The sequence below is a fragment of the Actinomadura oligospora ATCC 43269 genome, assembly GCF_000518265.1.
GTDB lineage: Bacteria > Actinomycetota > Actinomycetes > Streptosporangiales > Streptosporangiaceae > Spirillospora > Spirillospora oligospora.
The window spans coordinates 388,338-400,636 of the sequence record NZ_JADG01000003.1; the positions used below are offsets into that span (position 1 = coordinate 388,338).

The window sequence follows — 12,299 nt, forward strand, 5'->3', positions numbered from 1 at the left end:
CATGGAAGAACTCATCAGCCAACTCAACGACCTGCCCACCGGCACGATCGAGGTCCGGGCGGCCGACGCTCAGCAGACATCGGCCGTCCCCGGCCTGCCCCCATGCGACTGCAACCACTGCACCTGCGAGTGCACCAGCTGCACCTGCCTCTGCCCATGCGGCAGCTCCTGCGGAACACACTGCGGCTGATCGCGGGCGGGTGCCATGAGGGGCTGAGCTCCCGCTCATCGGCCGCTACTCAGGCGGGTCGGCGCTCACCCGTCGGCGTGACCGCAGGATCGCAACCCCGAACGCTCACCACCACACCAAGGGGTGATCAACCATGGAAGAACTCATCAACGAACTCAACGACCTGCCCACGGACGCGATCGAGGTGCGGCGCGCCGACGCCGAGACAGCGGACGCCACCACGGCCACGTCCTCCTACTGCGGTTTGGGAGGCGTGGACTGCCACCGCTGAACCAGGCAGCCACCCGCACGCAAAGCGGGCCGACGCTCACGCGGCGGCCTGACCGCAGGGTCACAACCCCACACACACACAAGAAGGAGTGATCGACCATGGAAGAACTCGTCAACCAGCTCAACGACCTGCCCACCAGCACGATCGAAGTGCGGGCGTCCGACGCCGAGCACACGCCCGACCGCACCGAGATCGCTCCGATCTGTCAGTGCCAGTGCAGCGACTGCAGCAGGTAACAGTCCGCTGATCCAGCAGCGGGCGGTGGCCTGACATGCCTTGGGCACCCGCCCGCTGCGCCTCGAAGGGACCGATCCCATCGGCGACGTCGTCGCCGGATCGGCCCACCTCACCACAGTGAGCCAGCGGTCACGCATCTGCCCGACCACAGGGGTCAGAACCCACGCGCACACAAGAAGGAGTGCCGACCATGGAAGAGATCATCAACGAGCTCAACGACCTGCCCACCAGCACGATCGAAGTGCGGGCGTCCGACACCGAGCAGACAACGGACGGCACCGACGCCGCGCCCTTCTACTGCGGCTGTGGTGGCACCGACTGCAGTCGATGAACCCAAGCAGCGGGGCGGATGCCTGAGCGACTCTGGGGTATCCGTCCCGCTGCGCCGCCACCACCTCGGAAGGAGGCCACGTGTACGACATGATCGTCGTGGGTGCGCGGTGCGCCGGAGCGGTCACCGCGATGCTCCTGGCTCGCGCCGGCCGCAAGGTTCTGCTGCTGGACCGCGCCCCCTTTCCCAGCGACACCGTGTCCACCCACTACGTCCACCAGCCCGGACTGGCCCACCTGCACCGATGGGGCCTCCTGGACGAACTCCTCGCCACCGGCTGTCCGACGCTGACGCGCGTCAGCCTCAGCGTTTCGGACGCCCACCTCACCGGCCCGGCGCCCTCCCTGGGCGCTGTCGCGGGAGGCTGCGCCCCTCGCCGCCACATCCTGGACCACATCCTGGTTCGGGCCGCCGTCCGAGCCGGAGCCGAGTTCCGCCCGCGTACCACCGTGCTCGACCTGCACTGGCAGGACGGTGTCGTGGCCGGAATCGTCCACGGCACACGCCACGGAACGCAACACGTGGAACGCGCCCCGCTGGTCATCGGCGCCGACGGCCGCCACTCCACCGTGGCCCGCCTGGCCCGCGCGCCCTACCTTCACCAAGACCCTGAACTCACCCGCACCTACTACGCCTACTGGAGCGGCCTCGCGAACCAGGGCCTGCGCTTCTACCTCACGCGAGGAGCCGGGACCGCCTGCATGCCCACCCATGACGGGCTGACGGTCATCCCGGTCGCGTTCTCCCGCACCGGTCACCCCATCGCCAACAGTGACCGTCAGCGCACCTACCTCGGAACGCTCGGGCAGACGTCCCTCGACCTCGAACGACAGCTCGCGGACGCCCGCCAGGAAGGACCGCTGTTCTGCTGCTCGGACCAGCCGAATTTCTTTCGGCGTGCCCACGGACCGGGCTGGGCACTGGTCGGCGACGCCGCGCACACCAAGGACCCTTGCTGGGCCCGGGGTATCACCGACGCCTTCACCCAGGCGAGCATGCTGGCCGACTCACTCGACATGCCTCTCGCCGACCACCGCCGGGTCGGCAAGGCCCTGACCGACTATGCCCGGCGACTCGTCCACGACTTCACGCCCGCCTACGAGGGCACCCTGTTCGCCGCCCGAATGGACAACGACCGCCGCTCCCGGGAACTGGCCGACAACCAGCACGACCCCGCCTACGTCCAACGCTGTTTCCGCGGCTTCGCAGGCATCCCCGAACCCGCTCCCGCACAGGCTTAGCTCCCGTCCGTCAGTCCCACAGCCCAGTAAGGGCGAGGGCTTCCTCCGGACTGGTGGCGCGCCGGACGCCGGGAACGGGCTCGCCGTGCTCGTCCAGGATCGTCCAGCCACCGAGCTGGACGACCGGAACCCGTCCCCGCCGCATGGCCAGCGCCAGCTCCGAAAGCGTCCCCCATGAACCGCCGACCACAACGACCGCGTCACCCGAGTTGACGATGATGCTGTTCCGAGCATCACCCGTCCCGGTGGGGATCACGACCGACAGGTCCGGGTTGGCCCCAACAGCGTCGTCGCCCGACAGGATGCCGACGACCGTTCCGTCCGCCGACCGGGCCCCAGCGGCGACTGCCGCCATGACCCCGGAATACCCACCGCAGATCACCACCGCGCCACGTCCGGCCAGCAACCGGCCGACCTCGTACGCGTTCCTGCGGTCGTCATCAGTGCAGTCGTGCGGACCAGACACCGCCACCTGAACGGCCACGTCGACTCCTCCCCATCACGCCCCCTGGACGAGTCATTCTGATGTGACCCGTGGACATCGGCGATCAGGAATCGCCGACCGGGGCAGAGGTCCCAGGACGTGACCACCTGGTGAGGAAGGGCGGCGCTCGCCGCTACGCGACAGGGTCGGCACCCGTTCGCCGGACGAAGTCCATGTGCCAGTTGGTGATCCAGGACTGCCCGTCGTCGACGGAGAACGCCTGCTCCCAGTGAGCCCGGTCGGCGGTGATGCCGGACCAGATGAAGCGCGCCTTGACCTTGTGGCCGTCGTGCTCGTCGTCGCCGTAGAAGACGCCGGTGCCGTCGGCTCCGAAGCGTCCGATGACGGGCGGGAAGAGGGTGCCGGTGCGCTTGCTGGCCCAGTACAGCGACCACTGTCCCGTCGCCGGGTCGAACAGCCGCAGGGTCAGCCCGGCGAAGCCCTTGGTCGGGAACTCGATCTCGTCGAAGCTGGCGGCGCCGTCGAAGTGGCGGGTGGCGCGGGTGACGCCGGGGAACTCCTCCCAGCGGTCGTCGCCCTCCGTCGGGTCGAGGAAGTCCTTGCGCCAGCGGTTGGTGACGTCATAGGTGCCGGTGAAGAACGCGAAGTCGTTGGTCGTCATGCCGCAGGACGCTAGGACAGGTCCCCTGACATCCACTGTCAGTGGACCGGCCGTAGATTTGCGGCCATGCGCGCCGGTCGACTCCTCTCGCTTCTGCTCCTGCTGCAAAACCGCGGCCGGATGACCGCGGACGAGCTGGCGGCGGAGCTCGAAGTGTCGGTGCGCACGGTGTACCGGGACGTGCAGGCGCTGGTCGCGGCGGGCGTGCCGGTCTACGGCGAGCCAGGGCACGAGGGCGGCTACGCGCTGCTCGACGGCTATCGCACACGGCTGACCGGCCTGACCGAGGCCGAGGCGCGAACCCTGTTCCTGGCCGGTCTGCCCGGACCGGCGGCCGAACTCGGCATGGGCCCGGTCCTCGCGGCGGCCGAACTCAAGCTCGAAGCGGCCCTGCCGGTCGCGCTGCAAGACCACGCCCGGCGGATCCGTGAGTGCTTCCACCTGGATGCTCCGGCCTGGTACCGGCAGGCGGACGAGGTGCCGCACCTTCAGGCGGTGGCGGCCGCGGTGTGGGAGCGGCGCGCCGTCCGCGTGCGCTACCGCCGGTGGCATGCCCCGCAGGAGGTGGAACGGCGTCTGGAACCCTACGGAATCGTCCTCAAGGGCGGACGCTGGTACATCGTCGCCCGTTCCGGCGATGACCTGCGTACCTACCGGATCGGGCAGATCCTCGACCTGGAACCGCTGGACGAGACGTTCGACCCGCCCGCCGACTTCGACCTGGCGCGCCATTGGCAGGCCCACACGGCGCAACTGCAGGACCGGCTGTGGCAGGGCGAAGCGGAGATACGCATCTCACCGGCGGGCATCACCCGCCTCCAGGACGTCGCGGCGCAGGCGGTCCTCGACGGCGTGAACCAGGGAGAGCCGGAGCCCGGCGGCTGGCGCCGGGCCGTCATCCCCATCGAGACCTTCGACCACGCGGAAGCAGAACTGCTCCGGCTGGGCCCGGAGGTGGAGGTCCTCACACCACCGGAGCTCCGAGAACGCATCGCCACCTCAGCCCGAACCATGGCAACGCTCTACAACTGAGAGTCTGCCCGCGCTTTCCGGTCCGGGTGGCCAGCCCCCAGAGGCCGGGCGCCCGGCGCGACCATCACCGCACGAGACACCCGGCCCAGAGTGCTTCACCTCTGCGGTTCCGCGTCCGCGTGCGCGCCGACCGCGACCTCGAACCAGACCCGCCACCGCCGCAGCTCGCCCTCGCGCACCAGCACCGCCCCGGACCGGTCGGTCATCATGGCGACCAATCCCAGGCCGCGCCCGGACTCCGCGCCCAGGTCCGCGTCCTCGAACGCGTCCTCCTTGCACGGCAGCACCGGAAACCCCTCGGCCCCACCGTCATCGGTGATCTCCACCCGCACGGAATGCGCCGCCGTGAACTCCGACTCGTGCACCATGTGCACCGCCACGTCCACCCCGCCGCCCTCCCGCCCGGACGCGGTGTGCCGGACGGCGTTCGTAGCGATCTCCGCCACCGCCAGATCCACGACGTCCACGTCCACCGGATGCCCGAGCGTCGTGACCCAGTCCCGAACCTGCGCGCGAACGGCCCGCACGTCCAGCTGCCCGCCACACTGCGTGACCAGCCGCCGCGACACCACCAGGTCCCAGGCCATCACCGCTTCACCGCCGCGATCCAGTGAGCCGCCCGCATCGTGTCGTCCGCGGCCACCGTCTGGTCTCCGTCCCAGCAGAAGGACCATCCTCCGGACGCGCCCTGGACGGCCAGGACCGCCATCTTCCGTGCGCTCGGCCCGACCGGGACGTACATGACCGGCTGGCCGTTGACGCCCGGCAGGGTCACGGTGGACCCACGCCCCAGCAGCCGGAGCGCGACCATCAGCCTTGCCAAGCACCAGAGGCGTTCCAGGGTCATCGCCGCGCTTGCATCCCTTTCGTCCTGCATCGCTTGTGCTCCCTAGAGCTTCGGCGGGTGGGGATCCAACCCGAGTAATTGCCGGACGCCGTTCGCCATCTCTTCGGCGGTCGTCCCGGGGACGCGCTCCCCGTTCGGCCAGCGCAGCGCTTCAAGCCCCTCCGCGTTTGCGCCACAAATGATGGTTTCGGACATGTTGGAACTCGGGTTCAGAGCGCGAATCGCAGGGACGCGAGAGTTCTTCGCGACGCTCACCCGCACGACTCTCACCACGACACCGCCCCCTCGTTGGAGGTGCACAGCGACGGAATCGAGGAATGCCCGCTTTGTCGCCTCTTGCGGCATCGGTGGACTCCCAAAGGTCTAACGTCTAATGTTTGACGTGACGCTAGGTTCCACCGCGCTCTACGGAGCGTCAAGCAGTTCTGCAAGATTCTTGGAGAGAGAACGAACGTCTAACGTTCCTGATTTCCCCTATGCTCGGAACCAGTGACAGAAGGAGGGTCCCGACGATGCCGAGGCTGTCTTATCTGGACATCGCCGCGATCTTGCGGGACGAGATCGAGCGGGGCGTATACCGGCATGGCGACACGATGCCGCCGGAGCCGGCGCTCGCTGAGCGGTTCGAGACCACCCGAGCGACGATCAACAATGCGCTTCGCGTGCTCAGAGGCGAAGGGTGCATTGCGACTCACCGAGGAAGGGGAACCACCGTGACCGCTTTGACTCGCCGCATCCGCCGGAGCGCGATGACGCGCTACCTGCCTGAGGCGTTGCAGACGTCCCAGGGACCGTTCGACTACGAAGTTCGTCAGCTGGGCATGACACCGCGCTCCGAGGTCACTGTCAGTAGGGTCGTGCCGCCCGCCGAGATCGCCGAGGTTCTCAAGCTGGGCGAGGGCGAGCAGGCGGTCCAGCGCGCCCGGCGCATGTTCGCCGACGACACCCCCGTCATGATCGCCTCCTCGTACATCCCGCTCAGCATCGCGGCCGACACGGTTCTCGAACAGGAACAGCAGGGCCCCGGCGGCATGATCCGGCGGTTGGCCGAGCTCGGCCACGCGCAGGTTCACATGGACGAGAGCATCACGGTCCGTCCGCCGAATGACGATGAGGCCGACTTCCTGCGCATGTCGTCCGACCAGCGCGTTTACGTGATCGTCCACACTGGACGTACTGCTGAGGGCAGGGCCGTTGAAGCTGCCCAGCAGGTCATGCCGACCCACTACTGGCAGCTTGATTACGGCTGGGACGTCGACCCCGCCTAGATCCGTGTGATGCCGTGCCTCTGTACGAAACGCGTCCCGGTGGCCTGGCAGGTGCTCGCGCCCGCCAGGCAACCTCTTTCTGCGGCGTGGCGATACATGGATGGTGATCAGCCGATGTCGGCGCTCGTGGTCCTCGTCTTGGGCAATGAGGGCCCGTCGATTCGGGTGCGGGAATGATTTCCATCCGAAATGGGGCGGTTTATCCTGGCGTTTGACCGGTTTGCGCACTGCCCCAAGGCATCCGAACGACTCGGTCGGATGCGGGGCGGTGGGGCCAGCCAGAAGGGATGCGGGATGAGTGTTCCGGGCCTGCCTCATGTCAGGTGGCGCAAAAGCTCACTTAGTGGCCAGAACGGGAACTGTGTTGAACTGGCTGGTCTGGATGCCGGAGTGGCGATTCGCGACAGCAAGGACGTGAGCGTTCCGCCGATCCTGCTGGAGGTCGGCCAGTGGCGGACCCTCGAGGCGATCATTCGCGCGGACTGACCCAGCCTGGATGGACGATGGGTGAGGGAGGCTGAGGTCCAGGCGGTCAGGACGGCCATGTCGGTCAAGGCGGTGAGGGTGTGAAGGTTGTCATGCGCACCAGCACGGTCAGGCGCAACAGCCGACATGTGCGGGACGGTCAGCAGGTGGCGGCCGGGTACTCGTTCCCCGCCGCGATGGGGAACGAGCTGTGGGTTCACCACATCTCGCCGGAGATCGGCAAGGCCCCGATCAACGACCCGCGGTTGGCGCACATGCTGAACGTCCAGGTCGGTTCGACGGCCATGCGACGGCTCCGGGTGACGGGCCCCGAAGGTGAGCCTGCGTTCCAGATCAGCACGTCGATCCATCCCCGCATCTCGCAGGAGGTGCCCGAGGTCGACGAGCCCTTCGGCACCGGCCCCGGCGCGTGGATCGACGCCATCGAAGCCAAGGGGCACGGCCCTCTGGAGTGGTTGGAACGCCGACGCGTGCGCATGCCCACCCAGGACGAGACCAAGCTCCTCCTGATCCCTGCGGACCTGCCTGTCTGGGAGATCGTCCGCACCAGCTACAGCGCCAAGGACGAGAACGCCGTCGACGTCACCCAGGTCATCATCCCCGGCGACCGCATGGAAGAAGTCTCCCGACTCCGCCGCGACGAATCCGCCCAGTGGCCTCACGCAACCATCAGCCCGGACGGTCCACCCGTAGCACCTCGCGGCGAATGACCGCGTAGGGCTTTCTCCCTGGATCAAGCCCGCCCACCCATGGCGCTCGCCTGCCGACACGCATCCAGGCAGCACGGCCCTCCCCAAGGGAATCCGGTGAGCGGCGGAGGGGTGGCGGAGGTGGGTGGTCGGGGGGTTTGGGTGGGTCGGGCATAGTGGGCGCATGAAGTATGTGCTCCTGATCTGTGACGATGAGACGGTGTCGCCGAGCATGGAGGAGATCGCGGCGGACCCGGCGTATCGGGCGTACGGGGCGGAGGTGGAGCGGCGGGGGGCCGTTCTCGGTGGCGCTCGGTTGCGTCCGGTGGCGGATGCGACGACGGTCCGTGTCCGTGACGGGGAGACGCTGGTGTCCGATGGCCCCTTCGCGGAGACGAAGGACTTCGTCGGCGGGATCGACATCATCGAGTGCGCAGATCTGGACGAGGCGATCGCGATCGCGGCGCGGCACCCCTACGCGAGCCGGGGTTGTGTCGAGGTTCGTCCCGTCTGGGAATGACCGCCCCGGAGGCGGTGCGCGCCGCGGTCGACGCGGCGTACCGGGACGAGTGGGGCCAGGTGGTCGCCACGCTGATCGGGCTGACCGGGAACTGGGACCTGGCGGAGGACTGCGCGCAGGACGCGTTCGCCGCCGCGTTGGCGACGTGGGGGCGCAATGGCGTTCCGGCTCGTCCGGGTGCGTGGCTGACGACGACGGCGCGGCACCGGGCGACCGATCGGCTGCGGCGGGACGCGACGGGGGTGGCGAAGTTGCGGCAGCTCGCCGTGCTGGAGCGGGATCCGGCCGAGCCGCCGGCCGAGGACATTCCGGACGAGCGGCTGCGGCTGATCTTCACGTGCTGCCATCCCGCGCTGCCGTTCCCCGCGCGGGTCGCCCTGACGCTGCGGACGCTGGCGGGGCTGAGCACGGGTGAGATCGCCAAGGCGTTCCTGACCGCCGAACCGACGATGGCGCAGCGTCTGGTGCGCGCGAAGCGCAAGATCGTCGAGGCCGGGATACCGTACCGGGTTCCACCGGCGGAACTCCTGCCGCACCGGCTGACGGCCGTCCTCGCGGTGCTGTACCTGATCTTCAACCAGGGCTACGACGAAGCGGACGGACGCAGGGCGCTGGCCGCCGAGGGAATCCACCTCGCCCGGACGCTGGTCCGTCTGATGCCGGCCGAGCCCGAGGCGCGCGGCCTGTTGGCGTTGATGCTGCTGCTCGAGGCCCGCCGCGCGAAGCGCACCGACGACGGCGTGCTGGTCACGTTGGAGAACCAGGACCGGTCGCAGTGGGACCGCGCGCTGATCGCCGAAGGCCTGACGACGCTGGACCAGGCGCTGGCCGTGCGGCGCGCCGGGCCCTATCAGGTGCAGGCCGCGATCGCCGCCTGTCACGCCACGGCGTCCGACGCCGCGACCACCGACTGGCCGCAGATCGCCGTCCTCTATGCGGAGCTCATGCGGTTGGCGCCGTCCCCCGTGGTGGACCTCAACCGTGCCGTGGCGATCGCCATGGCCGACGGCATTCCCGCCGGACTCGCCCTCGTCGACGATCTCACCGAGTCCGGCGAACTCGACGGCTACTACCTGCTGCCCGCGACACGGGCCGATCTCCTGCGCCGGGACGGCCGCCTCGCCGAGGCCGCGACGTCCTACGAGGAGGCGCTGAGACTGGCGCCGACCGACGCCGAGCGTCGCTATCTGACGGGTCGTCTTTCCGAGCTCTGACCAGCACAGAGGCCATCGCGGCCGAATTTCTCGAAGTTTCCTCCCGGTCGATGTCGATCCCGGGCGGCCTCCTTCGTCGGTGGGGCGAAACCACCCGAGAGAGAGGCAAGGACGATGTCGGACACCGAGTACCTGAACGCCACCGTGACCGTCGACCGGACGCCGGAGCAGGTCTTCGAGGCCGTGACCAACGTCCGCGGCTGGTGGAGCGAGAACCTCATCGGCCACACCGCCGCCCTGCACGACGAGTTCGTCTTCACCGACGACAGCGAATACGCCGGTGAGACCGTCCGAGCCGGGAAGGGCCTCCGTTTCGCCCGGTTCCAGATCACCGGGTTCGTGCCCGGCCGACGGATGGTCTGGCACGTCGTGGACGCCGACTTCATCGCCGACCGTGACGAGTGGACCGGCACGGACGTCGTCTTCGACCTCACCACCGACGCGCGGGGCACGACGCTGCGTTTCACGCACGAGGGCCTCACCGCCGCGGAATCCGCCTGCTTCGAAGCGTGCTCGCGTGCCTGGACCTTCTTCATCACCGAGAGCCTGCCGCAGCTGCTCACCACCGGCGCCGGCCGGCCCATCGCGGGCTACCGCCGGTGAACCGCCGCGAGCCGGAAGGACGCCGAATCCATGTCTGACACGCAAAGCCGCGTGGAAACCACCGCCGGTCCGCTGACCTCCAGGGTCCGGAGGAAACCGGGCCCTCGCCAAGGGCTCGTGCTGGTACTGGCGTGCGCCGCCACGGCGATGGTGGGCCTCGACATCGCTATCGTGAACGTGGCCCTGCCCTCGATCCAGCGAGACCTCGGAATCAGCCAAGGCGGTCTGCAATGGGTCGTCGTCGCCTACGGCCTCCTGCTCGGCGGATTCCTCCTCGTCGGCGGCCGGATGACCGACCTGCTCGGACGACGCCGGATCCTGCTCGCCGGCCTCGGCCTGTTCAGCGCCGCGTCGCTGGTCGCGGGTGTGGCCCAGCACGGGGGCGTGCTGATCGCGGCCCGTGGGCTCCAGGGGCTGGGGGGAGCGCTCATCGCACCGGCGGCCCTGTCACTGCTGGCCGTCACCTTCCGTGAAGGGCGAGAACGCAATCGGGCCCTCGGCATTTTCGGAGCCGTCGCCGGGACAGGCGGAACGGTGGGTGTCGTCGCGGGCGGTCTCGTCGCCGACGGCCCCGGCTGGCGGTGGGCGTTCTTCATCAACGTTCCCGTCGGCCTCGCGCTCATCGCACTCGCCGTCACCTGCCTCGCGGCGGACGAGCCCCGCGACCGTTCCGTGCGGCTCAACGTCGCAGGGGCCGGCACGGTGACCGGCGGACTGCTGGCATTCGTCTACGGATTCCACCATGCCTCCACCCACGGATGGACCTCCGTCGGCACACCGGCGTGGTTCATCGCGGCCGGTGTGCTGATGGCCGTGTTCGTGTGGTCCGAGAAGCGTTCACCGGCCCCCCTCGTGCCGGCCAGGGCGCTGAGGAACCGCACGCTCGTCGCGGCGAACCTCACCGCGCTGCTCGCGTTCGGCGCGCTCTTCTCGTTCATCTTCCTCGGATCGCTGCTCATGCAGCAGGAACTCGGCTACACGGCAACGCGGGCGGGCCTGGCGTGGCTGGCCACGACGACGACCGGGTTCGGGGTCTCGTGGGCCGCCGGTCGCCTCGCGGCCGCCGTGGGCGTCCGCCGCCTGCTGGTCACCGGCCTGACGCTGTTGACGGTCGGAATGGTGTCGCTGACCCGGGTCCCTGCCGACGCGGACTACCTCACCGACCTGCTTCCGGCGTTCCTGCTCGCCGGACTGGGCTTCGGGATCTGCGGGCCCTCGCTCCAGATCGGCGCGCTGTCCGGCGTCACCGAAGCGGAATCAGGACTCGCATCGGGCCTGCTCGAGACATCGCGCGAGATCGGCGGCGCGGCGGGCGTCGCCGCCGTGTCGACGGTCCTCGTCGCCGGAACCGGCCTCGACGGCTTCCACACCGCTTTCGCCGCCATCGGTGTCCTCGCAGGTCTCGGGGCCGTCGTCGCGGCGATCGGCTTCCGGCGCGGCACCTGACGGTGGGGCTCACATCTGGGATTTCAGGACGTCGATCTCGCAGCCTGGGGCGGACGGGTCGAAGCCGTGCTCGATGAGCCAGCGGATCGCGAGCAGGCTCCGTAGGGACCACCACGCCTGGATCACGTCGAGGTCGACGTCGGCGCCGTAGCCTGCGACGACGTCGCCCAGGTGTTCCTCGTGCCCGAGTGTCAGGATGGCGAGGTCGAACAGCGCGTCGCCCTGGCTCGCCTCGGTCCAGTCGATCACGCCGGTGACCTCGTCACCGTCGACGAACACGTGGGCGAGTTGCAGGTCGCCGTGGATGAACACCGGCGTCCACGGACGGAGCGCGGTCTCGGCGACCTGGCGGTTGCGCGTGACCAGGTCGGCGGGAAGGACGCCGTTCGCGAGGAGCCACTCGCATTCGGCGTCGAGATCCGAGGTGAGCCGGTCAAGGTTCCGGCCGGGCCATGGGGGCAGCGGGGCGTCGTGCAGCCTGCGTGCGGCGGCGCCCGCTGCGGCCCACGCCGCCGGGGACGCGCTCGACGGCCGGCCGAGGCGGCCCAGTGCCGTCCCCGGGAGGGCGGCGAGCGCGAGCACCGGCGGCTTCCGCCACAGGATCTCCGGGGTCGGGATCGGCGCCAGGGCCATCGCCTCGACCTCGACGTCGGTACGCGCCTGATCGGCGTCGATCTTCAGGAACACGTCCCCGACGCGCAGCGTCGCGCACTGCTGATGGGCGACGACGACCTCGACCTCATCCACGCCGGTCATTATCACCGGGACGGCCACCGACATCGACGCGTTTATCGCGCCCGGACCGTGGCCGTCGGCGC

The 12,299-nt window shown here is 69.3% G+C and carries 19 protein-coding genes; 13 read left to right on the forward strand and 6 right to left on the reverse strand.

Going from position 1 to position 12,299, the window contains the following annotated elements:
* The first annotated feature begins 1 nt into the window (after position 1).
* The 5 genes from P696_RS55530 (at position 2) to P696_RS42550 (ending at position 2,270) form a co-directional block, all read left to right on the forward strand.
* Entirely contained in the window at positions 2-190 is a 189-nt protein-coding gene (locus tag P696_RS55530) for a hypothetical protein (RefSeq protein WP_157429457.1), read from the forward strand.
* A 133-nt stretch (positions 191-323) separates the two neighbouring features.
* Entirely contained in the window at positions 324-461 is a 138-nt protein-coding gene (locus tag P696_RS55535) for a hypothetical protein (protein WP_157429458.1), read from the forward strand.
* 98 nt (positions 462-559) lie between these two features.
* Positions 560-697: a hypothetical protein gene (locus tag P696_RS55540; protein ID WP_157429459.1), complete on the forward strand. Its 138-nt coding sequence runs from the start codon at positions 560-562 to the stop codon at positions 695-697.
* 191 nt (positions 698-888) lie between these two features.
* Complete coding sequence (locus tag P696_RS55545; RefSeq protein WP_157429460.1) at positions 889-1,029, forward strand: hypothetical protein; 141 nt, start codon at positions 889-891, stop codon at positions 1,027-1,029.
* Between the two features lie 89 nt (positions 1,030-1,118).
* Complete coding sequence (locus P696_RS42550) at positions 1,119-2,270, forward strand: NAD(P)/FAD-dependent oxidoreductase (protein ID WP_245627493.1); 1,152 nt, start codon at positions 1,119-1,121, stop codon at positions 2,268-2,270.
* A gap of 10 nt (positions 2,271-2,280) precedes the next feature.
* On the opposite strand, the gene P696_RS0101665 is transcribed toward P696_RS42550, so the two are convergent.
* Both P696_RS0101665 and P696_RS0101670 read right to left on the reverse strand, forming a co-directional pair.
* Positions 2,281-2,754 (reverse strand): TIGR00725 family protein, encoded by a 474-nt coding sequence (locus P696_RS0101665; protein WP_026410969.1) that lies wholly within the window; start codon positions 2,752-2,754, stop codon positions 2,281-2,283.
* A 133-nt stretch (positions 2,755-2,887) separates the two neighbouring features.
* Positions 2,888-3,376 (reverse strand): hypothetical protein, encoded by a 489-nt coding sequence (locus P696_RS0101670; protein WP_026410970.1) that lies wholly within the window; start codon positions 3,374-3,376, stop codon positions 2,888-2,890.
* Between the two features lie 66 nt (positions 3,377-3,442).
* On the opposite strand from P696_RS0101670, the gene P696_RS0101675 reads away from it, so the two are divergent.
* Positions 3,443-4,408, forward strand: a complete 966-nt coding sequence (locus tag P696_RS0101675) for a helix-turn-helix transcriptional regulator (protein WP_026410971.1) — start codon at positions 3,443-3,445, stop codon at positions 4,406-4,408.
* Between the two features lie 95 nt (positions 4,409-4,503).
* On the opposite strand, the gene P696_RS51905 is transcribed toward P696_RS0101675, so the two are convergent.
* The 3 genes from P696_RS51905 to P696_RS55550 are packed head-to-tail and all read right to left on the reverse strand — an operon-like array spanning position 4,504 to position 5,450.
* Positions 4,504-4,995, reverse strand: coding sequence for an ATP-binding protein (locus tag P696_RS51905; RefSeq protein ID WP_051466567.1), 492 nt, complete (start codon positions 4,993-4,995; stop codon positions 4,504-4,506).
* Positions 4,995-5,285: a hypothetical protein gene (locus P696_RS56775; RefSeq protein WP_170026289.1), complete on the reverse strand. Its 291-nt coding sequence runs from the start codon at positions 5,283-5,285 to the stop codon at positions 4,995-4,997. Before P696_RS56775 ends, P696_RS51905 begins: the two co-directional genes overlap by 1 nt.
* A gap of 12 nt (positions 5,286-5,297) precedes the next feature.
* Entirely contained in the window at positions 5,298-5,450 is a 153-nt protein-coding gene (locus P696_RS55550; RefSeq protein ID WP_157429461.1) for a hypothetical protein, read from the reverse strand.
* Positions 5,451-5,767: 317 nt separating this feature from the next.
* On the opposite strand from P696_RS55550, the gene P696_RS0101690 reads away from it, so the two are divergent.
* From P696_RS0101690 to P696_RS42565, 7 genes are all read left to right on the forward strand, one after another.
* On the forward strand, positions 5,768-6,523 hold the full coding sequence (locus tag P696_RS0101690) for a GntR family transcriptional regulator (protein WP_026410973.1): 756 nt from the start codon (positions 5,768-5,770) through the stop codon (positions 6,521-6,523).
* A gap of 294 nt (positions 6,524-6,817) precedes the next feature.
* The gene (locus P696_RS53870; RefSeq protein WP_084336781.1) at positions 6,818-7,009 is read left to right on the forward strand and encodes a DUF397 domain-containing protein; all 192 of its coding nucleotides are present in this window, start codon (positions 6,818-6,820) and stop codon (positions 7,007-7,009) included.
* 92 nt (positions 7,010-7,101) lie between these two features.
* The gene (locus tag P696_RS42560; protein WP_051466572.1) at positions 7,102-7,719 is read left to right on the forward strand and encodes a UTRA domain-containing protein; all 618 of its coding nucleotides are present in this window, start codon (positions 7,102-7,104) and stop codon (positions 7,717-7,719) included.
* Positions 7,720-7,882: 163 nt separating this feature from the next.
* Positions 7,883-8,218 carry a YciI family protein gene (locus P696_RS0101705; protein ID WP_026410974.1) on the forward strand — a complete coding sequence of 112 codons (336 nt, stop codon included), beginning with the start codon at positions 7,883-7,885 and terminating at the stop codon, positions 8,216-8,218.
* The gene (locus P696_RS0101710; RefSeq protein ID WP_026410975.1) at positions 8,215-9,432 is read left to right on the forward strand and encodes an RNA polymerase sigma factor; all 1,218 of its coding nucleotides are present in this window, start codon (positions 8,215-8,217) and stop codon (positions 9,430-9,432) included. Before P696_RS0101705 ends, P696_RS0101710 begins: the two co-directional genes overlap by 4 nt.
* Before the next feature lie 114 nt (positions 9,433-9,546).
* Positions 9,547-10,035, forward strand: coding sequence for an SRPBCC family protein (locus tag P696_RS0101715; protein WP_026410976.1), 489 nt, complete (start codon positions 9,547-9,549; stop codon positions 10,033-10,035).
* Positions 10,036-10,065: 30 nt separating this feature from the next.
* A complete protein-coding gene (locus P696_RS42565; RefSeq protein ID WP_211245577.1) occupies positions 10,066-11,481 on the forward strand; it encodes an MFS transporter in 1,416 nt (471 codons plus the stop codon).
* 9 nt (positions 11,482-11,490) lie between these two features.
* Here P696_RS42565 and P696_RS0101725 read toward each other — a convergent pair whose 3' ends face one another.
* Positions 11,491-12,228 carry a phosphotransferase family protein gene (locus tag P696_RS0101725; RefSeq protein ID WP_026410977.1) on the reverse strand — a complete coding sequence of 246 codons (738 nt, stop codon included), beginning with the start codon at positions 12,226-12,228 and terminating at the stop codon, positions 11,491-11,493.
* Between the last annotated feature and the right edge of the window lie 71 nt (positions 12,229-12,299).